At 68.8% G+C, this 26,010-nt stretch carries 24 protein-coding genes and 1 riboswitch; of the genes, 15 read left to right on the forward strand and 9 right to left on the reverse strand.

What is annotated here, in order from left to right:
* Positions 1 to 25: 25 nt before the first annotated feature.
* Entirely contained in the window at positions 26 to 1,204 is a 1,179-nt protein-coding gene (locus tag BJF87_RS05015; protein WP_042378080.1) for a thiolase family protein, read from the reverse strand.
* Between the two features lie 126 nt (positions 1,205 to 1,330).
* On the opposite strand from BJF87_RS05015, the gene BJF87_RS05020 reads away from it, so the two are divergent.
* The 5 genes from BJF87_RS05020 (at position 1,331) to BJF87_RS05040 (ending at position 6,333) form a co-directional block, all read left to right on the forward strand.
* Positions 1,331 to 2,101: an SDR family NAD(P)-dependent oxidoreductase gene (locus BJF87_RS05020; RefSeq protein WP_042378081.1), complete on the forward strand. Its 771-nt coding sequence runs from the start codon at positions 1,331 to 1,333 to the stop codon at positions 2,099 to 2,101.
* Positions 2,102 to 2,168: 67 nt separating this feature from the next.
* Positions 2,169 to 3,737: an AMP-binding protein gene (locus BJF87_RS05025; RefSeq protein ID WP_042378098.1), complete on the forward strand. Its 1,569-nt coding sequence runs from the start codon at positions 2,169 to 2,171 to the stop codon at positions 3,735 to 3,737.
* A gap of 35 nt (positions 3,738 to 3,772) precedes the next feature.
* Entirely contained in the window at positions 3,773 to 4,558 is a 786-nt protein-coding gene (locus BJF87_RS05030) for an enoyl-CoA hydratase-related protein (RefSeq protein WP_035753111.1), read from the forward strand.
* An 84-nt stretch (positions 4,559 to 4,642) separates the two neighbouring features.
* On the forward strand, positions 4,643 to 5,494 hold the full coding sequence (locus tag BJF87_RS05035) for a mycofactocin-coupled SDR family oxidoreductase (RefSeq protein ID WP_042378082.1): 852 nt from the start codon (positions 4,643 to 4,645) through the stop codon (positions 5,492 to 5,494).
* On the forward strand, positions 5,491 to 6,333 hold the full coding sequence (locus BJF87_RS05040; RefSeq protein WP_035753114.1) for an NAD(P)-dependent oxidoreductase: 843 nt from the start codon (positions 5,491 to 5,493) through the stop codon (positions 6,331 to 6,333). The genes BJF87_RS05035 and BJF87_RS05040 overlap by 4 nt, the downstream gene beginning before the upstream one ends.
* 30 nt (positions 6,334 to 6,363) lie before the next feature.
* Here BJF87_RS05040 and BJF87_RS05045 read toward each other — a convergent pair whose 3' ends face one another.
* A complete protein-coding gene (locus BJF87_RS05045; RefSeq protein WP_075862754.1) occupies positions 6,364 to 7,224 on the reverse strand; it encodes an acyl-CoA thioesterase II in 861 nt (286 codons plus the stop codon).
* Positions 7,225 to 7,311: 87 nt separating this feature from the next.
* Here BJF87_RS05045 and BJF87_RS05050 point away from each other — a divergent pair, with 87 nt between their 5' ends.
* The gene (locus BJF87_RS05050) at positions 7,312 to 8,394 is read left to right on the forward strand and encodes a hypothetical protein (RefSeq protein ID WP_035753118.1); all 1,083 of its coding nucleotides are present in this window, start codon (positions 7,312 to 7,314) and stop codon (positions 8,392 to 8,394) included.
* 41 nt (positions 8,395 to 8,435) lie between these two features.
* On the opposite strand, the gene BJF87_RS05055 is transcribed toward BJF87_RS05050, so the two are convergent.
* The 4 genes from BJF87_RS05055 to BJF87_RS25670 are packed head-to-tail and all read right to left on the reverse strand — an operon-like array spanning position 8,436 to position 13,487.
* A complete protein-coding gene (locus BJF87_RS05055) occupies positions 8,436 to 9,218 on the reverse strand; it encodes a FadR/GntR family transcriptional regulator (RefSeq protein WP_052362814.1) in 783 nt (260 codons plus the stop codon).
* Between the two features lie 35 nt (positions 9,219 to 9,253).
* A complete protein-coding gene (locus tag BJF87_RS05060) occupies positions 9,254 to 9,445 on the reverse strand; it encodes a ferredoxin (RefSeq protein ID WP_042378514.1) in 192 nt (63 codons plus the stop codon).
* 26 nt (positions 9,446 to 9,471) lie between these two features.
* The gene (locus BJF87_RS05065) at positions 9,472 to 11,151 is read right to left on the reverse strand and encodes an AMP-binding protein (RefSeq protein ID WP_052362813.1); all 1,680 of its coding nucleotides are present in this window, start codon (positions 11,149 to 11,151) and stop codon (positions 9,472 to 9,474) included.
* Positions 11,152 to 11,186: 35 nt separating this feature from the next.
* Entirely contained in the window at positions 11,187 to 13,487 is a 2,301-nt protein-coding gene (locus BJF87_RS25670) for an acyl-CoA dehydrogenase (RefSeq protein WP_139319420.1), read from the reverse strand.
* A 246-nt stretch (positions 13,488 to 13,733) separates the two neighbouring features.
* Between BJF87_RS25670 and BJF87_RS05075 the strand changes: the two genes are divergently transcribed.
* Together BJF87_RS05075 and BJF87_RS05080 are read left to right on the forward strand one after the other, a co-directional pair.
* Entirely contained in the window at positions 13,734 to 14,885 is a 1,152-nt protein-coding gene (locus BJF87_RS05075) for an acyl-CoA dehydrogenase family protein (RefSeq protein ID WP_075862755.1), read from the forward strand.
* Between the two features lie 2 nt (positions 14,886 to 14,887).
* Positions 14,888 to 15,829: an acyl-CoA dehydrogenase family protein gene (locus BJF87_RS05080; protein ID WP_051405924.1), complete on the forward strand. Its 942-nt coding sequence runs from the start codon at positions 14,888 to 14,890 to the stop codon at positions 15,827 to 15,829.
* Between the two features lie 79 nt (positions 15,830 to 15,908).
* On the opposite strand, the gene BJF87_RS05085 is transcribed toward BJF87_RS05080, so the two are convergent.
* Together BJF87_RS05085 and BJF87_RS05090 are read right to left on the reverse strand one after the other, a co-directional pair.
* Entirely contained in the window at positions 15,909 to 18,695 is a 2,787-nt protein-coding gene (locus tag BJF87_RS05085; RefSeq protein WP_075862756.1) for a sacsin N-terminal ATP-binding-like domain-containing protein, read from the reverse strand.
* Positions 18,696 to 18,712: 17 nt separating this feature from the next.
* On the reverse strand, positions 18,713 to 19,501 hold the full coding sequence (locus tag BJF87_RS05090; RefSeq protein WP_006360650.1) for a DUF3027 domain-containing protein: 789 nt from the start codon (positions 19,499 to 19,501) through the stop codon (positions 18,713 to 18,715).
* A gap of 236 nt (positions 19,502 to 19,737) precedes the next feature.
* Between BJF87_RS05090 and BJF87_RS05095 the strand changes: the two genes are divergently transcribed.
* Together BJF87_RS05095 and BJF87_RS05100 are read left to right on the forward strand one after the other, a co-directional pair.
* Positions 19,738 to 21,558, forward strand: coding sequence for an MFS transporter (locus tag BJF87_RS05095; protein ID WP_006360649.1), 1,821 nt, complete (start codon positions 19,738 to 19,740; stop codon positions 21,556 to 21,558).
* Positions 21,555 to 22,088 carry a DUF2771 family protein gene (locus BJF87_RS05100; RefSeq protein ID WP_035753124.1) on the forward strand — a complete coding sequence of 178 codons (534 nt, stop codon included), beginning with the start codon at positions 21,555 to 21,557 and terminating at the stop codon, positions 22,086 to 22,088. The genes BJF87_RS05095 and BJF87_RS05100 overlap by 4 nt, the downstream gene beginning before the upstream one ends.
* A gap of 37 nt (positions 22,089 to 22,125) precedes the next feature.
* On the opposite strand, the gene BJF87_RS05105 is transcribed toward BJF87_RS05100, so the two are convergent.
* Entirely contained in the window at positions 22,126 to 22,539 is a 414-nt protein-coding gene (locus BJF87_RS05105) for a cold-shock protein (protein WP_006360647.1), read from the reverse strand.
* Positions 22,540 to 22,780: 241 nt separating this feature from the next.
* Here BJF87_RS05105 and BJF87_RS05110 point away from each other — a divergent pair, with 241 nt between their 5' ends.
* The 5 genes from BJF87_RS05110 (at position 22,781) to BJF87_RS05130 (ending at position 26,000) form a co-directional block, all read left to right on the forward strand.
* Complete coding sequence (locus BJF87_RS05110) at positions 22,781 to 22,990, forward strand: hypothetical protein (RefSeq protein WP_006360646.1); 210 nt, start codon at positions 22,781 to 22,783, stop codon at positions 22,988 to 22,990.
* 7 nt (positions 22,991 to 22,997) lie between these two features.
* A complete protein-coding gene (locus tag BJF87_RS05115; RefSeq protein WP_035753382.1) occupies positions 22,998 to 23,543 on the forward strand; it encodes a flavin reductase family protein in 546 nt (181 codons plus the stop codon).
* Between the two features lie 13 nt (positions 23,544 to 23,556).
* Entirely contained in the window at positions 23,557 to 24,645 is a 1,089-nt protein-coding gene (moaA, locus tag BJF87_RS05120) for a GTP 3',8-cyclase MoaA (protein WP_035753126.1), read from the forward strand.
* Between the two features lie 10 nt (positions 24,646 to 24,655).
* Entirely contained in the window at positions 24,656 to 24,904 is a 249-nt protein-coding gene (locus BJF87_RS05125; protein WP_035753127.1) for a MoaD/ThiS family protein, read from the forward strand.
* A gap of 256 nt (positions 24,905 to 25,160) precedes the next feature.
* Positions 25,161 to 25,358, forward strand: a riboswitch (cyclic di-AMP (ydaO/yuaA leader).
* Between the two features lie 6 nt (positions 25,359 to 25,364).
* Positions 25,365 to 26,000: a transglycosylase family protein gene (locus BJF87_RS05130; RefSeq protein ID WP_006360642.1), complete on the forward strand. Its 636-nt coding sequence runs from the start codon at positions 25,365 to 25,367 to the stop codon at positions 25,998 to 26,000.
* The last annotated feature ends 10 nt before the right edge of the window (positions 26,001 to 26,010 follow it).

A 26,010-nucleotide genomic window follows, 5' to 3' on the forward strand; every position in this document is an offset into this window, starting at 1 on the left:
GGAAACCGGCTCCCGGCGCCGTCGGTCAGAACACCTCGAGGACGACCGCGCCGGCCTGTCCGCCGCCGGCGCACATGGCGGCCACACCCACACCGCCGCCGCTTCGTCGGAGCTGGTGGGTGAGGGTGGTGAGCATCCGGGCGCCCGACGCCGCGACCGGGTGTCCGAGGCTGCATCCGCTGCCGAGCATGTTGACCTTGTCCTCATCGATCCCGAGACGACGGCACGCGGCGATGGGCACCGAGGCGAAGGCCTCGTTGATCTCCCACACGGCCACGTCGTCGAGTTCCACCCCGGCCTTGCGCAGGGCCAACGGCACCACGTCGACGACACCGAGACCCATGAGTGCCGGTTCGATGCCGACGGCGGCCCAGGACCGGATCCGGGCGAGGACCGGCCAGCCCTCGGCTTCCGCGAGCTCGGCGTTGGCCAGCGTCAGAGCCGCCGCCGCGTCGTTGACCCCACTGGCGTTGCCTGCAGTGATCGAGAAGCCGTCGATCTCGGGATGCAGCGGCGCCAGCGAGGCGAGCTTCTCGTACGTAGAACTCCGACGCGGATGCTCGTCGACGCCGAAGTCGCGGTAGGAGCCGTCGAGCTGCAACGCCTTGACCGCTACGATCTCGTCGTCGAACAGACCGGCGTCGATGGCTGCGACGGCCCGCTGATGCGAGCGCAGCGCCCACCGATCCATGGCCTCCCGATCGATGTCGGCGGCGCGCGCGGTGTTCCATCCGACGGTGATCGACATGTCACGGTTGGGCGCCTCGGTGGAGTCCGGATGCGTCGGGCTCAACCAGTTGTCGACGTACTCGTCGGCGGTGCCGGGAACCCGCCAGCGCATGGTCGGTGCCGTCGATGTCGACTGGACGCCACCGGCGATCACCACGTCGTTCATGTCCGCGCGGATGGCCGCGGCGGCGTTGCCCACCGAGGCGAGACTGCCGGCGCAGTGGCGGTTGATCGCCTGGCCGGGCACCCGCGGCATCCCGTTGGTCACCGCCGCGTGGCGTGCGATGTCGCCTCCGCCCCAGCCCGACTCGGCGAAGATGATGTCTTCGACCCGCCCGGGGTCCACAGTAGAGCGACGCAGGGTCTCGCCGACGACCTCGTGTGCCAGTTCCAGCGCGGTGGTGTTGGCCAGTGCCCCCTTGCGGGCGGTGCCGATCGGTGTACGGACTGCACTGACGATGACTGCCTCGGTCACATTCCCTCGTTTCGCTTCGCGGCGACGTCTGCCGGCGGTGGCTGTTTCGGTGAGCCTTGTGCCCGGCCGAGATTAGGTATAAAAAGCTAACCATATTTTCGTTCACAATCGGTAGGAGACCTCGACGTGATTCTTGATGGCGGTTCGGCGATCGTGACCGGTGGCGCCGGCGGATTCGGCGCGGCGACGGTACGCCGTCTCGTCGCCGCCGGGATGAAGGTCGTCGTCGCCGACCTGGCCGCGGACCGGGGCCGCGAGCTCGCCGACGACCTCGGCGACGCGGCGGTGTTCCGCAGCACCGACGTCACGAGTGAGGAGTCGGTTCGCGACGCCATCGCCGCTGCGACGGAGCTCGGCCCCCTCCGGGTCGCCGTCATCGTCCACGGCGGGTCCGCCGCCCGCGCCCGCATCGTCGACCGCGAGGGAAAGACTTACGGCCTCGAGCGTTTCCGCAAGACCGTCGACATCTTCCTGTCGGGGACGTTCAACGTGATGAGTCAGGCCGCGGCCGCCATGGTCGGCAACGAGCCGCTCGGGTCGGGTCAGCGCGGCGTCGTCATCTCCACCGCCAGCATCGCCGGCTACGAGGGTGCACCCGGACAAACCGACTACTCGGCGGCCAAGGGTGGCGTGATCGGCCTGAACCTGACCGCTGCGCGCGATCTCGCTCCCGTCGGAGTGCGGGTCATGTCGATCGCGCCCGGCACCTTCTTCACCCCGGCCTACGGGATGAGCGAGGAGGACGCGCAGGCGAAATTCGGTCCGGGCGTGCCGAACCCGAAGCGGATGGGCGACGTGGAAGAGTACGCCTCACTGGCCTTGCACATCGCCGAGAACGACTACCTGAACGGCGAGGTGATCCGCATCGACGGCGCCCAGCGGTTCAACGCGCGCTGACACGAAAGCCGGCGACCGGCCTCCGTGCCGACCGGTGATGGTGTGGCACGCGATGGATGGAGAGAACATGACTGAACCCGACCTCGACTCGTCCTTCGAGCCACTGACCCCGGTCAGCTACCTCGAACGGGCGGCCGTCGTGCACGGCCACCGCATCGCTGTCGTCGACGGCCCGGTGCGACGCACCTACGCCGACCTGCTGCAGCGGTGCCGCAGACAGGCAGGACTGCTCACCGAACTCGGCGTCGAACCCGGCGATCGGGTGGCCGTACTCGCACCGAACAGCGCGATGCTCCTCGAAGCCCACTACGGCGTGGCCATGGCCGGCGGCGTGCTCGTCGCGCTCAACACCCGGCTGGCCCCGGCGGAGCTGCGCTACATCGTCGAGCACTCCGGTGCCCGTGTGCTGCTCTACGACGACAGTCTGGCGGCTGCGGCCGAGCAGACCGCCGCCGCGACGATGCTGGATTCGACCGCCTACGAACACCGGCTCGCCGGTGCCCCGGAGGTGCACCGGCGCCTGACCGATGAACGGACGCCGATCGCCCTCAACTACACCAGCGGCACCACCGGTAAGCCGAAAGGCGTTGTCTACCACCATCGCGGCGCCTACCTGCAGGCCTTGTCGATGGCCTTCCACGCGCGGCTGGGACCCGAGACGGTCCACCTGTGGGTGCTGCCGATGTTCCACTGCAACGGGTGGTCGTTCCCTTGGGCCCTCACCGCGGCCGGAGCGACACACGTCTGCCTGCGCAAGGTCGATGCGGGCGAGATCTGGACCAGGATCCTGGACGAGGGTGCCACGAGCATGAACGCCGCTCCGACGGTGCTCATCGACCTCGCAGCGCACCCGCGCGCCACCCGGCTCGACCATCCGATGTCCGTCGGCACCGGCGGCGCCCCTCCGTCGCCGTCGCTGCTCGCGGCCCTCGCCGACCTCGACATCTCCGTCACCCACCTGTACGGACTCACCGAGACCTTCGGACCGTCGGTGCTGCGGGACTGGCAACCGGAGTGGGACGACCTGCCCATCGGCGAGCAGGCCGCACTGAAAGCCCGGCAGGGCAATGCGAGCGTCGTCGCGCAGTTGCTGCGGGTGGTCGGTGACGGCGATCCGGCGAAGCCCGACGTCCCCGCCGACGGCGAGACCGTGGGCGAGGTCCTCATCCGCGGCAACACCGTCGCCGGCGGTTACCACGACGACCCCGAGGGCACACGAGAAGCGTTCGGCGGCGGATGGTTTCGTACCGGCGACCTGGCTGTGGTGCATCCCGCAGGCGAGATCGAGCTCCGTGACCGACGCAAGGACGTCATCATCTCGGGCGGCGAGAACATCGCCTCCATCGAGGTCGAGCAAGCCATGTCACGCCATCCCGCGGTCTCCGAGGTCGCCGTTGTCGGCGCGCCACACGAGCGATGGGGCGAGGTGCCCGTCGCGTTCGTCACCCCCCGGGCCGGTGCCGAGGTGAGCCCCGAGGAACTCATCGAGTTCTCGCGCTCTCATCTCGCCGGCTACAAGGTGCCACGACGCATCGTCTTCACCGACCTCCCGAAGACCGGCACCGGCAAGATCCAGAAGTTCGCGCTGCGCCACCGCATCCGGGACGACTCCGATGCGTCCGGTCCCGGCATCTGAGATCATCCTCGACCGACACGAAAGGGGTTGGCACTGTGAATGACTCGGTGCTACTCGACCGCGAGGGTCACACCCTCGTGATCACGATCAACCGTCCTGAGGTCCGCAATGCGGTGGACATGGGCGTGTGCCTGGCGATCGGCGACGCCCTCTCCGACGCCGAGGCCGATCCCGACATCCGTGCGGTGATCCTCACCGGCGCCGGCGAGCAAGCGTTCTGTTCCGGCGCCGACCTGAAGGCGATCGGCCGCGGCGAACCCATCATCCCGCCCGGACGCGAGGCGTGGGGTCTGGCCGGCTACGTCAACCACCCGATCAGCAAACCGACGATCGCCGCGGTCAACGGCCTCGCCCTCGGCGGTGGTACCGAGCTGGCGCTCGCCAGCGACCTCATCGTCGCGTCGGAGAACGCGGTCTTCGGCCTGCCCGAGGTGAAGCGCGGACGAGTCGCGGGCGCCGGTGGCGCATTCCGGTGGACACGGCAACTCCCCGAACGCCTCGCCCTCGAGCTGCTGTTCACCGGCGAATCCCTGACCGCCGCAAAGGCGCTCGAGCACCACCTCGTCAACCGCGTCGTCCCTGCCGCCCTGGTACGCGCCGAGGCCCTCCGACTCGCCGCGAAGATCGGCGAGAACGGACCGGTGGCCGTGCAGGCGACCAAGCGGATCGCCAAGGGCATCCGTGACGGAGCCGTACCGGCCGAGACCGACTTCTGGACGCACACCGCACGGGAAGCCGTGACGGTGAACGCCTCCGACGATGCCCGCGAGGGTCTGGCGGCCTTCGCGGAGAAGCGGCCGCCGAGGTGGACCGGCCGCTGATCGTCTGGATTCCAGCGAAAGCCGGACGCCACAACGACACTCGCCCCACCCGATGGGGCACGAGAACGAACAGAGGAGAACGCAATGACAGGTAGGGTCGCGGGCAAGGTCGCCCTCATCACCGGTGCCGCACGAGGCCAGGGGCGCAGTCATGCGCTCGCCCTGGCTCGCGAGGGCGCCGACATCATCGCCGTCGACATCTGCGCGCAGCCGGAGTGGATGAATTATCCGCTCGCGACGCCCGATGATCTCGCCGAAACGGTCGACATGGTCAAAGGTCTCGACGGCCGGATCAGTCCCCACATCGTGGACGTCCGGGACAAGACCGCCCTCGCCGACGCCGTCGACGCCGGAGTCGCCGAACTCGGTCGTCTCGACATCGTCATCGCCAACGCCGGCGTCTGCCCCCTCGGGGAGAACGAGCCCGAATCGGTGTGGCTGGAAACGGTCTCGACCAACCTCACCGGCGTGATGAACGCGATCGACGTGGCACTCCCCCATCTCGGCGCCGGCGCGTCGATCATCGCCACGGGTTCCTTCGCGGGTCTCACCCCGCAGGGAGTCAAGAACGGCCCCGGCGGAACCGGCTACTCCTACGCCAAGCGAGGGGTCGCGTCCCTGGTCAACTCCCTCGCGATCCAGCTGGGACCGAGAAACATCCGCGTCAACGCCGTGCACCCGGGCAACTGCAACACCCCCATGCTGCACAGTGCGCCCATGTACAAGGTCTTCCGGCCCGACCTCGACGACCCCAAGCGCGAGGACGTGCTCGACGCCTTCGCCTCGACGCAGATCATGCCGGTGCCGTACGTGGAGCCGGAGGACATCAGCAACGCGGTGCTCTTCCTGTCTTCCGACGAATCGCGCTATGTCACCGGACTGCAGCTCAAGGTCGACGCGGGTGCGCTCCTCAAAGCCGGAGTGACCGGTCTGTGAGCACTGGATCACATGGTGGCGGAGTCGGTTTCATCGGGGCGGGCAGCATGGGCGCCCCGATGATCGACCGTCTCCTCGGCGCCGACGTGCCGGTGACCGTGTCGGTACGACGCCCCGAGGTCGCCGAGCGGCTGCGGGACGCGGGGGCTCAGGTGGTGGACACGCCGGCAGCCGCGACCCGCGGCCACGCGGTGGTCGTCGTGTGTCTCTTCGACGAGAAGCAGCTCGACGAGGTGATCCTCGGCGAGGGCGGCATCGCCTCGCACCTCGACAACGACGCGATCCTCGTCATCCACACCACCGCCGGGCCACAGATGATCCGTGCGATCGCCGACGCGGCAGCCCGACGTGCTGCGCGGGTTCTCGACGCCCCGATCAGCGGCAGTGCCACCGACATTCGCGACGGTCGGCTGACCGTTCTGGCCGGTGGCGATCCCGACGTGGTCGCCGCTGCCGAGCAGACGGTGTCGACGTACGCCGGTCGTTACCTCCCGACCGGCGCGCTCGGCACCGCGAGCACGATCAAGCTCATCAACAACCTGCTGTTCACCGCCAACGTGCAGCTCGTGGCCGAGGCCGCACGCATCGGGGACGCTCTCGGAGTCGACGAGTCCGCGCTCCTGGCGACGATCGGCCAGTGCAGCGGCGCATCCGATGCCATGCGTCGGATGGCACTCGAGTCCAGCGTGGCCGCCTTCGGCGACCGCGTCGGCAAGTACCTCTCCAAGGACTCCGATTCGGCTCTCGCACTGGCATCCTCACTCGGAGTTCCCTCGCCGCTGCTCCGGCATGTCGCCGTCGAAGGTCCCCTCCCCCTCGGGGTGACGACGCCGGCATAGGCGCGTCCGCCACGCCGGCCCGCGCGGGTTCTACGGTTCCAGCACCAGCGCACTCTGGGTCAGCGTGGCGACGCGCACACCGCTGGTCGTGTACACCCCGGCGACGACGTAGACCGTACCGTCGAATGCCGAGACGAGTTCGCGGTCGAACAGCAACCAGTCTCCGACGAGACCCGGCCGATGGACGACCATCGAGTGCGTGAGGGTCGCGGGGACCGCGGATTCCTGCCAGATCAGGGATGCGTGGTACGCGAGCGGGTCCAGCATGGACAGGTCACTCGCGTAACCGAGTGCAGCTGTGGCCAAACGTGGTTCGATGCCTCGCAGGTCGCAGTACCCACGGCTCCGCTCCGGGGTGCGGCCGGTGCCGGCGGCAACTCGCGGCGGGTCGTCGACGAACCGCATCCCGGTCCTGACGTACCGCGGGATCGCCTGCGCCGGAACCTCGACCCCTCGAACCCGATGCTGTTCGACCGCCGACAGGGGCGGGATCGGCGGGACGGCCGACATGGGTTCCTCGACCGGGAGCGTCACCGCCCCGGTGGGCTCGGCGTTCCCGAAGAGCACTGTCGCGGTGAACAGGAGCTTCCTGTCCTGAAATCCGTCCACGCGACGGCTCGCCAGACGCCGGCCGGTGAGCAACCGCGCGACGCGGTACTCGACCTCGTGCTCTTCGAGACCGGGGCGAAGGAAGTCGATCCGCACGGAGCGCAGGGGTTCACCCGAGACCGTCTCGGTTGCGGCGACGATGCTCTGGGCGATCGCATGGCCGCCGTAGAGCCGCCTGCTGCCGTCGGCGACCGCCGGCCCGGCGAACTCGTCGTCACCGGTCAGGCGCAGATCGAGGATGTCCGTCAACGGACGGTGGGCGGTGAGCCGGTCCTGTGACATGCCACTCCAATTGATCCAGATATAGTTGTATTATCTATATGATAATACGCTGGATAATCCCTTGTGGCAGACCCCGAAAGTACCTCCATGACAGATCTTCACGAACGAATCGATTTACTGCGCACAACCATCGGGGTCCGGGTACCGGTCGTGGGCTGGAACAGGTGGGTCACCACCGAGTCGGTGCGACACTTCGCCGCTGGCATCGGTGATGATTCACCGCGCTGGACCCGGGATGGACAGGTACCCCCGACGTATCTCTACAGCTGCAGCAGCGTCGGACGAGCCGATGCGGCGTCGACGCCGGCACCGGCTTCGTGTCTGGCCGGATATGCAACGCTGTGGAAGGGCGACCACTGGACGTTCCACTCGGCGGTGGAGGTCGATCGCCGGGTCACGACGACGGTCGAACTGTCCGCCGTGGAAGTTCGGTCGTCGCGTCGTCGAGGCGAGGTCGTCGAACTGGAAGAGCTGTTCCGCTATCACGACGACACGGGCACACTCCTCGCGGAGTGCCGGAAGCGCACCATGCGCTTCCCGCGCAGGGACCGCACCGACACAGCAGATTCGGCGCCGCCCACATTCGGGGAGCCACCGACGTACACGCCCGAGGACATCGATGCGTTGATGCGGGAATCGTTGTGCGAGAACACTCCGGACGCCAGGGCGACCCTGGGCCCGGATGTATGTGCGGGCGACGGGCTGGGCACGCTCGTCAAGGGGCCGCTGACGGTCACCTCCATCATCGCCTGGCTGCTCGGCTGGGGGTCACCGCTGGTCCTCACCGACCGGTACGCGCATCGGATGTGGTCCGCCGACCCGGCCACACGCCTCTTCGGTGAACACGGTTACCCCGACACCGCGGAGGCCGGCCACTGGGACACCACGATCGCACGCCAGAACGGACTCGCACGCGGCTACGACTTCGGCGCCCAACGGATCTCGTGGCTCGCGCAGCTCGTCACCGACTGGTGCGCCGACGCCGGGCGGATCGTCGTACTCGACGCAGACCTGTTGGCCCCGAATCTGATCGGCGACGTCACCCGAATCGGCGGCGAGGTATGCGCGGTCCACGACGACGGACTGGTGGAGTGCGAGGTCATCGCACGCAACCAGCGCGACGAGACCACCGCGAGCGCCCGGGTCGTCGTGCGACCACACGAGCACTGAACAGTGGGGAGTCGTCCCGGGGGGCAGCACCCGGGCGGGGCTCAGCTCAGCAGGTCGATGACCGTGCCCGGCACGACGTCGGCCATCGTCTCCGACACACCTTCGAGATGCCGACGCCACAGTGCATCTGCGCCTTCGACGTCACCGGCCGCGATCAGCCGGTAGAGCTTCTTGTGCGCGCGGAGAGCCGTGGCGCTCGACTTGGTCCCCCGCGACGGCGCCTGCGACGTCACATAGTTCTTGCTGGCGAGGTCGATGATCACGCCGAGCATCGAGTCGAACAGGGTCAGCGTCTTGTTGCCGCTCATCTCCACCACGATCGAGTGGAACCCGCGCGACAGGACCGGCAGCCGACTCTGATCCGCGTCGGGATCGGCCAGGATGCGTTCGGCCTCGGCGATGTTCTCCTCGAGCCGCCGGAGATCCTCCGGATCGGGGTTCTGCGCGGCGAGCGCCCCCGCCGGCGCCTCCATGACCGAGCGGGCGAAGTACACATCACTCAGTTCGGTGCGTTCGAACTGCAGCATCAACCCCGCATGCTGTGCGGCGACGTCGGCATCCGGCAGCCGGACCCGGGCACCGCCCTTGGCACCACGACGCACCTCGATGAGGCGCTCCGACTCGAGGATGCGGTAGGCCTCCCGCAGCGTCGGCCGCGATACCTGATACTTCTCGGTGAGCAGGTGCTCCGGGGGCAGGCTGTCGCCCTCGACGAGCTCGCCGCGGATGATCTGGCGTCGTAGATTGGCCGCGACGAGCTCGGCGGTCTTCGGCACACGAAACCCGCCGTGCGGTACGGAGGTCTCCACCGGCTGCATCGTCATGGGGTTGATCGTAACCGACATGGGAGCGAACTCGCTTAATCTATAACCTCAATGGCATTTTCCGGGCATGCGTCGGCACCAGACGCGGCAGCATCCTCCTGGTCGGCGGGAACGAGCAGGTCGGTGATGGCGCAGTACCCTTCGTCATCGAGTTCGTAGACCTCGGGCGCGTACACCGCGCATCGCCCATGGCCCTGGCACGTGTCGCGGTCGACGACGATCTTCATCTGTTTCTCCTCCACGGAAGGGGTTGTCACCGGCGGACCTCGAGATCGGACTGCTCGCGGTCCCAGGTCGAGGACGTCACGCCCTCGTCCCGCAGTTCGTACTTCAGGATCTTGCCGAGTGCGTTCTTGGGCAGTTCGTCGCGGATCTCGACATATCGCGGCACCGCGAAGTAGGGCAGGCGGTCGAGCGACCACTCGCATAGGTCGTAGGGGGTCACCGTGGCACCCTCACGCAGTGTGACGGTCACCTTCACCTCGTCCTCGGTGAGGTCGCTCGGTACGGCGTGCACGGCGCATTCGCGGACCGCGGGGTGCTGATGGAACGTCGACTCGAGCTCGTACGACGAGATGTTCTCCCCTCGCCGCCGGAGATAGTCCTTCTTGCGGTCGGCGAAGTACAGCCAGTCGTCGTCATCGAAGTAGCCGAGGTCGCCGGTGTGGAACCACAGGTTGCGCATGACCTCCGCGGTCGCGTCGGGACGTCGCCAGTACCCGGCGAACATGATGTTGGGGCGCCGCGGCCGGACGACGATCTCGCCGACCTCGCCGGTGGGCACCTCGCAGTCCTGGGCGTCGACGATCCGCACGTCGAAGTCCGGTCCGCGTCGACCCGCGCTCCCCGGCGGCGGGGTCGCCGCGGCGTCGGCCATGGTGACGAGCGATGCCTCGGTCAGCCCGAAGGCGTTCGAGCCGAAGATCTCTCCCCCGAACCGCTGTTTCCAGTGCTCCTGCAGCGACGCCGGGAACGGGGCGCCGCGCACGACGCGCAACTGGCCGAAGCACCGCTTCTCGGCCTCGGTCTCCGGTGCGTTGGCGACCATCGTCAGCATGGCGCCGAGCAGGGTGGCGATGCGTGCACCGCTCTCCTCGATCTCCCGCCAGAATCCCGACACGCTGAACCGGGTGGCGAGATAGACCTTGCTGCCGATCATCAGTGTCGAGAGCACGGCGGTCGATGCCGCGTTCATGTGGAACAGCGGGAGCGCGGTCCAGGCCACCTCCTCGGGCGTACGTGCGGTACCGGCCAGATACTGGCGAGCCAGATTGCAGACGTAGTTGTGGCTGATCATGCAGCCCTTCGACGGCCCGGTGGTGCCCGAGGTGTAGATGAACATCGCCAGGTCACCCGGGGCCACGGTGACCATCGGCACGTGCGGCCGGTCGGCGGTCAACAGTACGGCGAGTGTTTCTGCGCGCCAGGGCATATCGTGGCCGACAGGTTCGCGGGTGACGACCGTGGTGACCTCGGGGATGCCGTCGGCGATCGGCACGAGGCGTTCGACGAACCTGGATTCGGTGATCACCACGGCCGCACCCGCATTGTGGATCTGGTGACGCAGGAACTCGCCCTTGTTCGCGGTGTTCAACGGCACCCAGATGGCACCGAGCCAGTTCACCGCGAACCACACCTGCGCACATTCGACGCTGTTGTCGAGCAACATCACCACGCGATCGCCGCGCTGCACACCGAGAGCGGCGAGACCGGCGGCGAGGGATGCCGCCGACTCGGCGATCTCGGAGTAGGTGTGAACCACACCGTTGTTCTCGAGGTAGGGACGATCCGGCCACTGACCTGCCGCCCGGGCGAGCAACTCATTGACGGTCTCCTGGACACCGGCAGACCATTCCGGCTGCGGTGCAACGCGCACCTCGTCCGCCGGTGCGTGCTGCACCCGGTCCGCGTCGTGGACGGCTGTGTCAATCATCGGGAGTTCTCCTCTTGTGTGCTGTGCGGCCACCGTCATCGGGGTAGGCCCAGCACTCTCTGGGCGATGACGTTCTTCATGATCTCGGTGGTACCACCGGCGATGGACGCCGAGCGGGACCGCAGGTACGCCACCTCGGTGGCCGCGTCGGGTTCGAGTGCGCCGGCACCGGCCGCGGCGAGCCGCAACTCCCCCAGCGACTGGGTGACCTGGCTCCAGGCCAGTTTGACGACGGACTGTTCGGGTCCCGGTGGCGTGCCGGCCTCGATGGCGGACAGAATCCTGGTTCCGTGGAGGTCCAGTAATCGGGCGCGGGCCGCGGTGTCGGCCAGTGCACGTGCCACGTCGTCGTCGAGACGTGTGCCGTCGACGATGCCGTCGGTGTCGTTGACGTCGACGATGCCGTCGAGGACGTCCTGCACCGACTGCTGCAGACGCGCCGCGAGCGCGACGACGCCGGTCCGTTCGTAGGCCAGCGTGGTGCGACTGACCGCCCAACCCTCGCCTTCGACACCCAGCAGCGCCGACGCCGGGACCGCGACGTCGTCGAAGAAGACCTCGGCGTACCCGACCGAGCCATCGAGCTGGACGATCGGGCGACGGGTGATTCCCGGGGTGTCGAGCGGCACCAGCAGCACGGTGATACCGGCATGCCGTGTGGACTCGGGATCGGTACGCACCATCAGTTCGATGTGGGTGGCGTCCATGCCGTCGGTCGTCCAGATCTTCTGTCCGTTGATCACATACTCGTCACCGACACGGGTGGCACGGCAGCGCAGGCCGGCGAGGTCGCTGCCGGCGCCCGGTTCGCTGAACCCCTGGCACCACACCTCGTCGGTGGACAGGATCGCCGGGAGGTGCCGCTGCTGCTCGGGCGTACCGTGCGCGATCAGGGTGGGCCCCACGTTGTTGATGCCGAGGACGCCTGCGAGGGAGGGCGCACCCGCGGCGGCCAGCTCGCGTTCGCAGTCGACCTGCTGTCGGACCGTGAGTCCGCGTCCGCCATGGCTTTCCGGCCATCCCAGGCCGATCCATCCGCCGTCGTGCAGCCGTCGCTGCCAGGCCCGCCGGGCGCCGAAGGTCTCGTCGACGCCCCATTCTCGTCGATGCTGAGCCACCGCGGTCGACAAGAACTCACGGAACGCCGCGACCACCGGGTCCGTCGGCGGCGCACCCGTCGCGTCGTTCCGACGTCGGACGGCCGGCGCGGTGGCCGGACCCAGGAGCCGGGCATGCGCGCCCGCCCTACGGAAGGCGTGGTGCGCCGTCGCCTCCCAGGTGAAGCCGAGACCGCCGAGGACCTGGATGACCGACGCCGACGCCATCCGCAGCGCCTTGACGGCCTGGTGATGTGCCAGCTGTGCGGGTTCGGTGACGTCGTGACCGCCCGTATCGAGGACGACCGCCAGGTGACGCACCGCGCTCGTGGCCAACTCCGTCTCGACGAAGACGTCGGCGAGTCGATGGGAGACACCTTGGAAGCTGCCGATCGGCGCCCCGAACTGTGTGCGGTCCCTCGCATGCGCGACCGCGTGGCGCAGTACGCGCCGACACAGGCCGACGTGTTCGGCGGCGAGCGCCAGGGTCGCGACCGCGTGCGCGGTGCGCAGCGCACCCGAGGCCTCCGACGCCTGCAACACGATGGTCGCCTCAGCGGATTCCAAGGCCACCGCGGCGAGCGGGGTCAGCACATCCAGACCCGTGCGCGCGGTGAGGACCGCTCGCTCGGCCGGGACCATCGCCACGACCACGTCGTCACCGAGCACAGCGGGCACCAGCAACAACTCGGCCGCGGGCCGGAGGAAACAGTCGACGTGGCCGGACAAGGTCACTGTGCCGGCACCCGAGGCCTGCGCCTCCACCTTCAGGGCGTCGGTATCCGCCCAGTCCGCGGTGGTCCAGTCGGCGGCGACGCCCGCCCGCAGCGAGCCGTCGGCGACACGTCCGGCGAGGCCGGTGTCGGCGACATCGCTGTGGGACAGCAGCACCGTGGCCGCATACGACGTGGCCAGCGGGTTGGGCACCAGGGTTTCTCCGATGCGTTCGATCGCGGACACGACGTCGAGCCATCGTCCGCCGAACCCTCCGCGGTGTTCGGGGACCGGCACGCCCGGCATACCGACTCCGGCCAGCGCCGCCCATGCGACCTCGGCGTCGGCGTCCCGACCGTCGCGACCGATGCCCCGCAATGTCTCGTCGTCCCACACCGAAGCGACCGCCGCGGCGACGGCAGCTGCGAATGAGCGGTGCTCATCGGTCTCGATGGTCGACTCCAGCTGATCGGGCGCGGCCGCGCTCGACGTCGCGGACTCGGCCGCCACCTGCGTGGGGGTCACTGCGCCTCCTCGGGTTTGTCAGTGTTCAAGAATTAGCATAAATAGGTAGATAAAACATAGACTTATTGGGCCTCGGCGATCCATACTCGACCGAGAGTTCCGAGCGGGCCGCGCTACGGCCGGGAAGAGGAGTTGAGCAACGTGGGTGTGATCTTGGATGTTGAATCCGACGCAGCGGTGGTGACTTTCGACTGTGACCGCTCAGGTCCTGGGCAAATAAGTCGCCCGGCACGAACGAAGGACATCATGGATCTGGATTTCTCCGAAGAACAGGAGCAGTTCCGCGCCGAACTCCGGGCGCTGCTGGAATCGCGCCTGCCCGACGACTGGGTCGGGATCTTCCACGGACCGGACGAGTATCTCGACCTCAGCTTCTCGATCACGCGCGAGATGGCCGAACGCGGATGGCTCACCCAGACATGGCCCGAGGAGTACGGCGGTCGGGGCGCATCGAACTGGCGGCAGGTGGTGCTCCAAGAGGAGACGTGGGCCTACTTCGAACCTCGCGGCGGCCAGTACATGGGAGTCAACTGGATCGGACCGGCGATCATCAGGTTCGGCACCGACGAACAAAAGATGCGATTCCTCCCGCGTATTGCCGCCGGCGACGTGCAGTGGGCGCAGCTCTTCTCCGAGCCGGGGGCCGGATCCGACCTCGCCGCGCTGCGGACCAAGGCCACGCCCACCGGTGACGCGTTCATCGTCAACGGCGAGAAGATCTGGACCAGCTACGGCGACTACGCCGAGTACGGCGTCCTCCTCGCTCGATGGGAAGCAGGCTCGGAACGTCACGCGGGACTCGTCGTGCTCCTCATCGACATGTCGACGCCCGGCATCGAGGTCAAGCCCATCGCGACCCCATTGGGCAAACACAAGCTCAACTCCGTCGTCTTCACCGACGCGGTGATCCCCGCCGACGCCGTTCTCGGCGCGCCAGGCGACGGATGGCGAGTCGCCATGGCGTCGTTGGCCTTCGAACGGGTCGGTGTGGCGCGATATGCGCGCTCCACGCGCATCCTCGGTGAGCTCGAGCGTCTTCCGGAGGCGGACCGGCCCGAGATCCAGCGCGACATCGCGACCGCACTCGCCGGTGCGCGCGTCGCCGAACTGATGAGCTACCTCGTCGTCGACATGAAGGAGCGGGGCGAGGTGCCGACGTGGCAGGGCAGTGCAGCCCGCGTGCACAACGTCACTCTCGAACAACGGGTCTCGGCCATCGCGGATCGGGTACTGGGACCGATGGCGATCGTCGACTCCCACGACACCGCCGCGGTCGAGGGCGGCGAGATCGAGGACTTCACCCGCCTGGCACCCACCGGCACCGTCACCGCCGGTGCCTACGAGATCCAGATGGGGATCATCGCCCAGCGCGGACTGGGCCTGGAAAGGATTCGCTGACCATGGATTTCGTCCTCCCCGACCACACCGTCGGCCTCGTCGACGAACTGCGTCGATGGGCCAGGGACCGGCCCATCTTCGAGGTGTCCGATGCCGACGACGCCACCGGCTGGAAGCAGCTGGTCGAGTTCGGCATCTTCGACCTCGAGGCGCATGGCGGCGACATGCTCGACCTGGTGTGTGCCATCAGCGCGGTCTCCCGCGCTCCCCTACCCGGGCCGCTCGTCGAAGCCGAACTAGCCGCCCGCGCCAATCCCACTGTGGCGCCCGACGTCCTGGGGCGTGGCGGTGTCATCAGCAGCATTGGCCCCGGCGGTCCGGCCCGCCGCGTCGTCGGCTGGGGCGCCCGCGCCGAGGCGGTCGTGTCCACGGTCGACGGCGCGGTACTGACCGATCGGCCGTGCGAACCGGTCCACAACGCCTACCATCTGCCGCACGGCTGGCTCGAGCACGATGGGCAGGGCGCCGACGAGATGGCATCCCGCCGTTGGCTACTCGCCTCCGCGGCCACTCTCGGACTGGCGTCCGGGGCATATGAGATGACCATGCGGCATACCAAGGACCGTGAGGTCTTCGGCCGGCCGCTCGCATCCCGGCAAGCCGTGCAGGTCCGGCTCGCGGAGTGCTCGATGCTCCTGCAAGGCGCCGAGGTCGCCGTCCTCGATGCCGCTTGGCGGTGGTCGGGAGACGACGTCCGATCGCCCACCGCGGCCGCACTCACCTGGCTCTACACGCGGGAGGCGACCGAGAAGGTTCTGGCACACGCACACCAACTGTTCGGCGCGCTGGGATTCTGCGACGAGACCGGACTCGTGCGCCTGAGTTCCCAAGCGCGATGGTTACGCCTGTCGGTGCCGGAGGGCCCCGCCGTCGACCACGTGGTCTCCACACGCGCCCGTGCCGCCGGTACGCCGCCGTCGTTGGTGTTGCGAGGTTTTCGCTGACACCGCCCGGAAATCGAGGCCACGCAGGCCGGTGGTTCCGCACTCCCCGGTGAGGGCGCGCCATCAGGTGCTCGGCGAATCAGCGAACTCGGCGAGCACGCTCGAGGTGTGTGGCCCCGCCCTCGACCCACCAGCGCACGCGCACATCCTTATGAGAGTCCCCGTCGCGCAGCGAGATCCACAACTCGTCGTGGAGGCGCACCTGGCCGCGGGGGACCTCGACCCCGCGTTCGGCACCGAACCGCACCGCCTCGGGGTGAGCCCAGGTCGCCGCGTCGCCCGGGTCGCGGACGGTCGCGGCGTACTCCTCGGAGGCCGGTGGCAGGTCGAGCAGCGTAGCGAGCATCTCGGCATCGGCCGCGGTCACCGTCGGTCCGGCGAGGACCGCTTCGTCGTCGGGTAGCGCTTGGAGGAACCACGGTCGGTCGACCACCACCGCGCGGTCGGTGACGGTGCCGGCGATCGTCCGGACCTGTTCGGGCACTTCGACATCGGCCGCATCGAGATCGCCCCGGCGGCATGCCGCGACCACGGCGGCGTGCACCATCACCGCGGCACCGGCGGAGATGTCCCGGTCGGGGTCGCCGAGGCGGGTGAGAAGCAGCGCGGCATCGTCGGCGGTGTCGGGTTCGAGGCGTGCGAGCGCGCCTACCAGCGCGTCGGCGTGCGGATGATCGAGCGGGTCGATGATCCCGGCGAGGATCTCATCCGAGGGTGCGCGGTACTCCCCCAGCAACAATCCGTCGACCTCGGCATGCCGCCGCAACCACCAGGCGGTGTACCCGTCGCGGTCGGCGAGCAGCGGTGCAATGTCCGCGTCGGTCGCCATCATGGTCAGCGCCTCGGACCAGGACCGGTCGTCGATCAGGTCGAGATCCCGGACCGCCGTGAGCCTTTCGGGTGCGTCGGGCAGCGTGTCCCACCAGTCCTCCTCGTCGGGGAGGTCGTGGTCGGGACCGACCGGCAGGTCGTCGACGACGGTGAGGAATCCCCACCCGACGCCCAGGCGCCGCAATTCTTCTGCGCCACACTCGGACACGACCTCGTCGTCGACGACACCGAACGGATGGTCGTCGACGAGGACCGACAGCAGCGGACTGTCGGGCAGCAGCAGTTCATCGGCGGGGCGGAGCTCGCCGTCGCTGTCGAGCAGCGGCAGGGTGGCCAGCCACGGCGGTACGGACGCATCCGGATCGGCCCGTAGGACCGCACAGATCTCGGCGGCCAGCCCGTCGTCGCCGGCACCGTCGAGGTCGATGTCCTCGACCAGCACCCGAAGTGCCGGGTCGGCCAGTGCGTCGGCGACGGAGAGTTCCCGCACGCCCAGGCGTTCGAGGAGCGAATGCCGGGCGTCTGGGTGGACGGTGGGCATCCATCGCATCGGCGTGGCGATGCGATCGCTCACGAACAGTCCGCGGACCCCGACCGACATCCGTCCGTCGGATCGCGGGATCGGCAGCGCGCCCAGTTCCTCGACCTCGCGTCCCGTCGACACGAGCGGCGCGAGCGCGTCGTACAGGTCGTGCCACCAGGACGGCTCGTGGTGCAGGCCGCCGAGCCGCTCGGCCAGCGCCGCCAGCCCGAGTTCCTCGACGCCCAGCCGCCCGAGCGTCGGAAGATGCTGGGCGAGTGAGATGTCGGGGTGGACGAGATCCGCGAAGTGTTCGGACAGCATCCCGGCCAGGCGATCGGTCAGCCCGATCAGGACCACCGACCGCGACGGCAGCAACGGCTCGCCGTCCGCACCCGGCAGCCACGCGACGTCGCGGAGCTGTACGCGCACGGCCTCGATCAGCCTGGCGTCGTCGCGATTTCGCGCGAGATGCAGCTCCGGCACGAGCTGTAGCCGACGAACCGGGTCGACGAGGAGCAGAAGGTCCACATAACCGGCTGCGGCATCGCCGATCTCGGCACCCGGGTGAAGGTGCCGACGGTCGGGGGTGAGCGCGAGGTCGGTGATGCACCGGCACGGCAGGCTCAGTTCGATGTCGGTGGGCGTGGGTGCGCGCAGCACATCGTGCTCAGGTGCGCGACCGCCGTCGGCGTCGACGAGCCAGCGCGTCCCGCCGCGGGTGACCTCCAGCCAGCGTTGGGTCGACACCGAACCGGAGCCGTCCACGGACACGGTGACGATCGCGGACGAGGCCTGATCGTCACCGATCTCGGGCCCGGCGGACCGCTCGACCGTGACCTCCACGCCGTCCACGGTGATCCGTTGCAATGCAGCGAGTTCCACGACAAGATCCGGCGCCTGGACGAGCATCGCGTCGATGAGCGGCCCGGACGGCTCACGCAGACTCAGGACCACCTCGGTGTCGAAGCCCGCTGTGCTGGAACCCACCCCCGCCCCCGGCACGGCATCGGTCGGCCACACAAGCCGTAGGACCGGAACGGTGTCCGCCGAGAGCCCGGCATCGTCGACGGCTTCGGCGGTGGCGGCGCGGTCGAAGACGATCGACCCGGTACGAGACCGGACCTCGACGCGGTCGGCGACCGTTGCGGTGGCGGTGAATCCGACGCCGAATCGTCCGATCTGACCGTCGGTGGGCGCCTTCGCCGACACCCGCAGCGCGGCCAGCGATCGGACGCCGTCGACACTCAGCGGCTCACCGGTGTTCGCGACATGTAGCTCGTCACCGTCGACCCAGACGGCGAGCTCCCCCGCGATCCCCGCCGCGGCCGCGGCATCGGCGGCATTCGCGGCGAGTTCGGTGAGCAGCCGATCGCGGTATCCGACGGTCACCAGATCCGACTCGGCAGCCGCGTCCTCGGCGAGACGGGTCGGCGAGGCCGTCCAGGCGTCGAGCGTCGACGACCGCAGTGCGGCGGTGCCAAACGGGTCCGGGCCGAACGGATCGGCGCTCATGGATGGTGGCGAGTCGTTCAGGAGCGGGCCGGTTCGGCGTCCCGGGTGACCGAGATGACCTCGAGGGCGCCGTCGTCGTAGGCGTCGTAGGCGGGTGAGCCCTCACCCTTGGGCGCCTGGACATCGGAGTGCGCTCCGCAGCCGTACTCGGCGGAGACCACCCGGCCGTCGGCTGCGTATTCGTTGGTGCAGGCACCGAATCCGGCGCGCAGCGCACCCGCGAGGGGCACATAGAAACCACAGGTGCAGCAGGGGAACGGGGCCGCCTGAGCCATCTCCGACGACGGACCGAAGTCGCCGTCGTACCAGCGCTGCGCGGCGTCGGCGCGACCGTCGTAGCTCAGCAGTCGGCGACGGCCGAGGCCGATCTCGCCGGCGATCTGACCGATGTCGTCGGGGTCCTCGGACTCGGAGTCGAAGCGGAACTCGTCGCCGGTGTCGATCTGGTTGGGCACCAGACGCGGATCGTCGGGTTCGGCGGCCAGCAGGTCACCGGGCGCGAGGTCGCCGGAGGCGACACGCTCGGCCCACGGCACCCACGGCGGTGCGAGCAACGAGCCGTCGCCCGGCAGCAGCACGACCTCACTGAGGGTGATCTCGTCGCTGCCCGGGGAACCGGCCAGCACGACGCACCACTGCCATCCGCGATAGCCTGCGAGCTCGGCGTCGAAGTAATGCGCAGCGGCCCACTCGCCCTCGGCGACGCTGCGCCGATGCGCGCCGGGCTGCTGTCCTTCGTCGACCAGCGCGGCTCGTGCGATGTCGACGGCCGCCAGCAGTCGTCCGCCCTCACTTACGTCAGTCACGCTTCCAGTGTGCAATATCGCCGACGTGTGCCACACAACGACCCGCTTCAAGCGGCACCGGCACGAGATGAGGAACAATCGGGGGCGTGATCCCACGGAGTTCCCGACACGACGATGGGCGCGGGGCCCCCAGGGGTCCGGCGAGCCAGCATTCTCGACCGCCGACAGACGATCGCGGCCGTCGCGCCGCGCAGCACCCCGGGTCGGCCAACTACCCGGCCGACGAGACCCGCCAGATGCGCGGCCGCCGGCCCGCACCCGGCTGGGGACCGCCACCCGGACCGGGTCCCGGCCGCAATGCCTACCTGCCCCCGCCCACCCACAATCCGCATCTGCCGCCGCTCGACGAGCGAGGTCAGCCGCAGTACGACGAGTCGGCGACCCGGGCGATGCCCGCCGACCACGGGCCGCGAACGCCCAAGAAGCTGACCGTGATGCGCGTCGCCGCGATGCGCAGCCGCGAGCTGACGGGCAAGGGCATCGGCAAGATCCACCGGGCCGCGACCGCCGACGGCGCCGACCAGTCCGGCCTCACTGCGCTCACCCTGCCGGTGATCGCGAACTTCGCCGCCGACGCCGCGATGGCCGTCGCGCTGGCCAACACCCTGTTCTTCGCCGCCGCGTCGGGTGAATCCAAGACCAACGTCGCGCTGTATCTGGCGCTGACGATCGCGCCGTTCGCACTCATCGCTCCCCTGATCGGTCCGCTGCTCGACCGACTCCAGCGCGGGCGTCGTATCGCGATGGCCACGACCTTCGGTCTGCGCGTCATCCTGGCGCTGCTGATCATGTCGAACGTCCAGTGGAACGACGCCACCCAGCAACTCGAGTACGACCCGTGGGTGCTCTATCCCTGCGCGCTGGGCCTGCTGGTGCTGTCGAAATCTTTCGGCGTGCTCAAATCGGCGGTCACCCCACGTGTGGTGCCCCCGACCATCGACCTGCCGCGGGTGAACTCCCGCCTGACCACCTTCGGCCTGATCGGCGGCACGATCGTCGGCGGTGCGGTGGCCGCGCTGATCGAGATGCTGCTCGGCAAACTGCTGCCGCTGCATCTGCCGGGAGCCATGGTGTGGCTGGCGATCGTCGCCGCGGCCGGCGCCTACCTGTGCATGCGCATCCCGTCGTGGGTCGAGTCGACCGAGGGCGAGATCCCCACGACCCTGACCTATCACGGCGAACCGGCCCGCTCGGCGATGCCCGAACACGAGCCGACCAGCGCTCGCGAGGGTGCCAAGATGCTCGCCGCGAAGATGCGTCAGCCGCTGGGCCGCACGGTGGTGGCCGGTCTGTGGGGCAACGGCACCATCCGCATCCTGACCGGCTTCCTGACGCTGTTCGTGGCCTTCTACGCCAAGGCCCAGCAGGGCGACGCATCGGACTGGACGCAGCTGCTGCTGCTCGGCGCCGTCGGTGCCGCCGCCGGCGTCGGCAACATGATCGGCAACGGCGTCGGCACCCGGCTGGAGCTGAAGAACCCGCCGGGCATCATCGTCTGGGCCACCGTGGCCTGCTTCGTCGTCGCGGTCCTCGCGGCGATCTTCGGCAACATCCTCTTCGCGGCGGTCGCCGCGCTGGTCGCCTCGGGCGCCAGCGCGATCGGCAAGGTGTGCCTCGACTCGTCGATCCAGGACGACCTGCCCGACGAGTCACGCGCCTCGGCCTTCGGCCGTTCGGAGACGGTCCTGCAGTTGTCGTGGGTGTTCGGCGCCTCACTCGGGGTGCTGCTGCCCCCGACCCTGTGGATCGGCTTCACCGTCGTCGCCGTGCTGCTCGGGCTGGGCCTGCTCCAGACCGTGATGACGACCCGCGGCACATCGCTGGTGCCGGGTCTGGGCGGTCGACGCCCCGACCACGCCGCACCGACTGTCGCCTTCCGGGCCGCCGGTTCGGACGATGCCGCACGCCGGACCGGACCGGGGTCGGCACCGACCCGGGCGCATTCCCAGCGGCCGACGACCACGCGGATGCCGTCGACGGCACCGTTCCCGAACTCCGGTCACCGGCCACCCGGTGACCGCTCCACCCCCGACGAGACAGGACAACGCCGACCGTGATCAGCAGTGGTGAGAAGAAGGCACTTTCGATCATCGCGATCGTCGTGGTGGCGTTCGTCGCAGTCGTCGGCGTCTCGGTGTTCCTGCTGACCCGCAACTCCACGCACGACGACCGGCCGTACGTGCACCTCGCCGTCGGCAAGAACCTCTACACCGTCGAACCGGTGCGGTGGTGCGACCTGATGCTCGACGAGTGCGACCCGCCGCTCGGCACGTCGCAGCGCGAGGCGCCCCGGGTTCCGGTGGCGGTCGGCGACACGGTGATGCTGTCGGTCTCCGGCGACATCGCGAAGGGACCCTGGAACCTCGCGGCCGTCTACTGGACGCCGAAGGGGCTCGTCGAAGACGAGCAGCCCCAGGCGTCGGGTGAGACGTACACGGTCACGCTGAAGACGGCACCCGAATTCGTCCTGCTGGGGGTCACCGTCTACCCGGCGTCGGCCCGGTTGACGCAGAACGACGAGATCATCCCGCGCGGAGTGCTGGCAGCACAGACCGCACCGGAGAATTTCCTGCAGTACCTCGGCTGACACCGCGGCGTCGAGGTCGGCGCTCGACGACCGGGGTTCAGCTCTCGAGTTCGCGGGCGACCGCGCGCACGACCTCGGAGATCCGCTGCGCGGTCTTGCGGTCGGGGTAGCGCCCCTTGCGCAGGTCCGGCTGCACCTTGCCCTCGAGCAGGGTGATCAGATCGGCGACCATGCCGTGCAGTTCATCGGGGGTGTGCCGCTTGGTGTCCTTGCGGGCGGCCTCGCGCACGTTCTTGGACACGCTCGGCGCGGGTTCGAGAACCTTGACGCTCAGTGCCTGCGGCCCGCGGCGACCGGCGGCCATGCCGAACTCCACCCGCTGCCCCGGCTTGAGGGCCTCCACCCCTTCGGGCAGGGCGGACGAACGGACGTAGACGTCCTCACCGCTCTCCTGAGCGAGGAAGCCGAAGCCCTTGTCCGCGTCGTACCACTTCACCTTGCCGGTCGGCACTGTGCTCACCCTCATCTGTACGTCGTAGATCTCTTGCGGATCTGCCTGTCACAACAAAAGACGCCGTCACCCATCACACGACCCACGGCGGAAAGTCCGTATGGGCCCAGACGGATGCAAGGCGCCTGCTGCGCCCCATGGTAGCCAACACCCCACCCCGCGGTCACACCATTACCTCAGCCCAACCCGTCACACCCTTGCGCGACGTCGCCCTCCCGGAGAGTGCACTACCGTAGACGGCATGCAGAAGACGACGTCCCCGCGGCTGCTGCAGGTGGCCATGGTGATCTTCGCGATCGGACTCATCGCCCTCGTGGCCTTGTTCGTGACCCCGCTGGTCACCGACGGCGACACGGCACCGACCTTCGTCTACCTGCTGACCATGTGCGCACCCCTGGGTTTTCTCCTCGGCCTGGTGTACGCACTCCGTGCCGGACGCCGAGCCAGGTGAGGACCCCGTGACAGCGACCATCGACACCACCCCAGACCTCGCCCCCGTCTCCGACGCCAAGGCTCTCCGGGCAGCGTTCAGCTGCTTCCCCAGCGGCGTCGTCGCGGTGTGTTGCCTACAGGGTGAGGGAGATTCGACCACGCTGATCGGAATGGCGGCGAGTTCTTTCACCACCGTCTCCCTCGACCCTCCGCTGGTGTCGGTGTGCGTTCAGAACACGTCGACGACGTGGCCGCAGATCCGTACCGCGCCGGCCATCGGGGTCAGCGTCTTCGCCGGCGACCAGACCGACGTCTGCAAACAGCTCGCCGGTCCGTCGGAGCGCCGTTTCGACGGCATCACACCGCTGCGCACCGACGCCGGGGCCGTCTTCGTCCCGAACGCCGCCGCCCATCTGTCGTGCACCATCCACAACGAGATCCAGGCCGGCGACCACACCGTCGTGCTGCTGGAGATCAGCACCCTGCGCGCCGATCCCGGCGTCGAGCCGCTTGTGTTCCACGCCAGCACCTTCCGTGCTCTCGAGGCCCGTAAAGACCCGAACGCCACGTGATCTGCAGGACAGCATGAGCACGGTCGGCCTCGGGATCCCCACGCCACGGTCGATGACGGCCGCGGCACCATCGGACGTGCCCACGCAGGGACCCCTGCGCGACACGTTCGGGCGGGTCGCGAAGGACCTGCGGGTCTCGGTGACCGACCGATGCAATCTGCGCTGTACCTACTGCATGCCGGCCGAGGGACTCGACTGGATGCCCAACGACGCGGTGCTGAGCGCCGACGAACTGATCCGTGTGCTGACGGTCGCGGTCCGGGATCTGGGGATAGAACGCATCCGCTTCACCGGCGGGGAGCCCCTGCTGCGCCGCGACCTCGAGCAGGTCATCGGCGCCGTCGCCGCCCTGCCCCGGCGACCCGAGATCGCGATCACCACCAACGGTCTGGGTCTCACGCGGCGGATCGACGGTCTCGTCGCCGCCGGGCTCAGCCGCATCAACATCTCCCTCGACACCGTCGACCGGGAACGGTTCGCCCAGATCACCCGGCGCGATCGGCTCGACGACGTGTTGGCCGGTCTCGCCGCCGCCAAACGCGCGGGTCTCGACCCCGTCAAGGTCAACGCCGTGCTCCCCGACCGCGCCGACCTCGACGCCATCCCCGACCTGCTCGCCTACTGCCTGGAACAGGGCTACGAACTCCGCATCATCGAACAGATGCCCCTCGACGCCGACCACGCCTGGCAACGGGCCCGGATGGTGACCGCCGACGAGATCCTGGCGACGCTTCGCACACGGTTCGATCTGCTGCCCGATCCGGCACCGCGCGGCAGCGCCCCGGCGGCCACCTGGATCGTCGACGGCCATCGGACGTCACGGGGCCCGGCCAAGGTCGGGGTGATCGCCTCGGTCACCCGCCCGTTCTGCGGCGACTGCGACCGCACCCGGCTCACCGCCGACGGGTCGCTGCGCAACTGCCTGTTCGCGTCGTCGGAGACCGATCTGCGCGCTGTGCTGCGCACGCTGCCCGACGACGAGGTCGACGCCGCCATCGCGGCGCTGTGGCGCACCGACATGTGGCAGAAGGCTCCCGGACACGAGGTGAACGCGGCCGGCTTCGTGCAGCCGACGCGGCCCATGTCCGCCATCGGCGGATAGGCTCGCCCCGATGAACCTCACCGTCCGCTTCTTCGCCGCTGCTCGCGCCGCCGCCGGCACCGAGTCGCGCGTCGTCGACATCGAGCCCGCGGCCACCCTCGGAGACCTCGAGTCGACGCTGTCCGCCGGCAACCCCGAATTGGCGACGGTCCTCGAGCGGTGTTCCTACCTCCGCGACGAAACGGCCTTCACTGACCGTTCACTACAGCTCGGCATCTGCTCGACACTCGACGTCCTCCCCCCGTTCGCCGGTGGTTGACACCACAGCCGCCCTGTGACCTTTCTCACATAACGGAGCGGTAACGAGATGGCCACGGGACCGCATCCGGCGCGATGAACTGCGAGGACGCCGAAAGTTGGTCGGGAGACCAGGTTCTGGAGAAAAAATAAGTTGTGGACAAGCAGGTGAATCGGCCGATCGAAGGACGTACTGTACGAAGCGACCTTCTCGAAGGTCACGGTAAGGAAACAGAACATACGTCCCGCCGGCCGCGCCGAGCCTCGCTCCGCCGGTGGGAACGACCGCACGAAATCTAGGAGCGAGGACGGGGGACCCAACCTCATCCCCTGAGACCGGGCACCACACACGGTGTCCTCGGGGTTAAGTCCCAGGCGCAGAACCGTGGTTAACAAATCATGGTGACGCACTGGGGCCGAGCAGCCTCTCGCTCGAACCCGACAGCTGACTTCGTAGGCGCGTGGAGAGAGGAATTCGATCTATGTCCGGACGTCACCGCAAGCAGACGACCAACTCGACCACCAAGACCATCACCAAGGTCGCCCTCACCGGCGCCGTCCTCGGTGGCGGAGCCGCACTCCTGGGCACCGGTACCGCGAATGCCGCGACCGACGCCGAGTGGAACCAGGTCGCCCAGTGCGAGTCCGGCGGTAACTGGGCCATCAACACCGGCAACGGCTACCACGGCGGCCTGCAGTTCTCGCCGAGCACCTGGAGCGGCCACGGCGGCGGCGAGTTCGCCCCGACCGCCGAGCAGGCCACCCGCGAGGAGCAGATCGTCGTCGCCGAGCGCGTGCTCGCCTCGCAGGGCAAGGGCGCATGGCCCACCTGTGGCGTCGGCCTGTCGGGCCACACCCCGCGCACCGCGCCGAGCGATGTCCCGGCCCCGATCGTCAAGAAGCTCCAGGACGGCAACGGCAGCTTCAGCCTCGTCAAGGCCCCTGAGGCCAGGACCACCGACGACGTCGCCAAGCAGGTCACCTCGGTTCTCACCGATGCCGGTGTGAGCCCCGAGGTCGAGAACCTCTGGAACGCGGCCAAGAACAGCGGTGTCTCGCTGAGCCCCGATCAGATCAAGATGTTCAACGACAACAAGCACCTGCTGCCCAACCCCTGACGAGTAGCAA

The organism is Gordonia sp. CNJ-863 (assembly GCF_001942325.1).
Taxonomy (GTDB): domain Bacteria; phylum Actinomycetota; class Actinomycetes; order Mycobacteriales; family Mycobacteriaceae; genus Gordonia; species Gordonia alkanivorans.

Excerpts from the sequence above, each read along its gene's own strand:
- BJF87_RS05025 (WP_042378098.1), top strand. The coding sequence starts at position 2,169 with ATGACTGAACCCGACCTCGACTCGTCCTTCGAGCCACTGACCCCGGTC.
- BJF87_RS05035 (WP_042378082.1), top strand. The coding sequence starts at position 4,643 with ATGACAGGTAGGGTCGCGGGCAAGGTCGCCCTCATCACCGGTGCCGCA.
- BJF87_RS05045 (WP_075862754.1), bottom strand. The coding sequence starts at position 7,224 with ATGTCACAGGACCGGCTCACCGCCCACCGTCCGTTGACGGACATCCTC.
- BJF87_RS05050 (WP_035753118.1), top strand. The coding sequence starts at position 7,312 with ATGACAGATCTTCACGAACGAATCGATTTACTGCGCACAACCATCGGG.
- BJF87_RS05055 (WP_052362814.1), bottom strand. The coding sequence starts at position 9,218 with ATGACGATGCAGCCGGTGGAGACCTCCGTACCGCACGGCGGGTTTCGT.
- BJF87_RS05060 (WP_042378514.1), bottom strand. The coding sequence starts at position 9,445 with ATGAAGATCGTCGTCGACCGCGACACGTGCCAGGGCCATGGGCGATGC.
- BJF87_RS05065 (WP_052362813.1), bottom strand. The coding sequence starts at position 11,151 with ATGATTGACACAGCCGTCCACGACGCGGACCGGGTGCAGCACGCACCG.
- BJF87_RS05075 (WP_075862755.1), top strand. The coding sequence starts at position 13,734 with ATGGATCTGGATTTCTCCGAAGAACAGGAGCAGTTCCGCGCCGAACTC.
- BJF87_RS05080 (WP_051405924.1), top strand. The coding sequence starts at position 14,888 with ATGGATTTCGTCCTCCCCGACCACACCGTCGGCCTCGTCGACGAACTG.
- BJF87_RS05085 (WP_075862756.1), bottom strand. The coding sequence starts at position 18,695 with ATGAGCGCCGATCCGTTCGGCCCGGACCCGTTTGGCACCGCCGCACTG.
- BJF87_RS05095 (WP_006360649.1), top strand. The coding sequence starts at position 19,738 with ATGCGCGGCCGCCGGCCCGCACCCGGCTGGGGACCGCCACCCGGACCG.
- BJF87_RS05110 (WP_006360646.1), top strand. The coding sequence starts at position 22,781 with ATGCAGAAGACGACGTCCCCGCGGCTGCTGCAGGTGGCCATGGTGATC.
- moaA (WP_035753126.1), top strand. The coding sequence starts at position 23,557 with ATGAGCACGGTCGGCCTCGGGATCCCCACGCCACGGTCGATGACGGCC.
- BJF87_RS05125 (WP_035753127.1), top strand. The coding sequence starts at position 24,656 with ATGAACCTCACCGTCCGCTTCTTCGCCGCTGCTCGCGCCGCCGCCGGC.
- BJF87_RS05130 (WP_006360642.1), top strand. The coding sequence starts at position 25,365 with ATGTCCGGACGTCACCGCAAGCAGACGACCAACTCGACCACCAAGACC.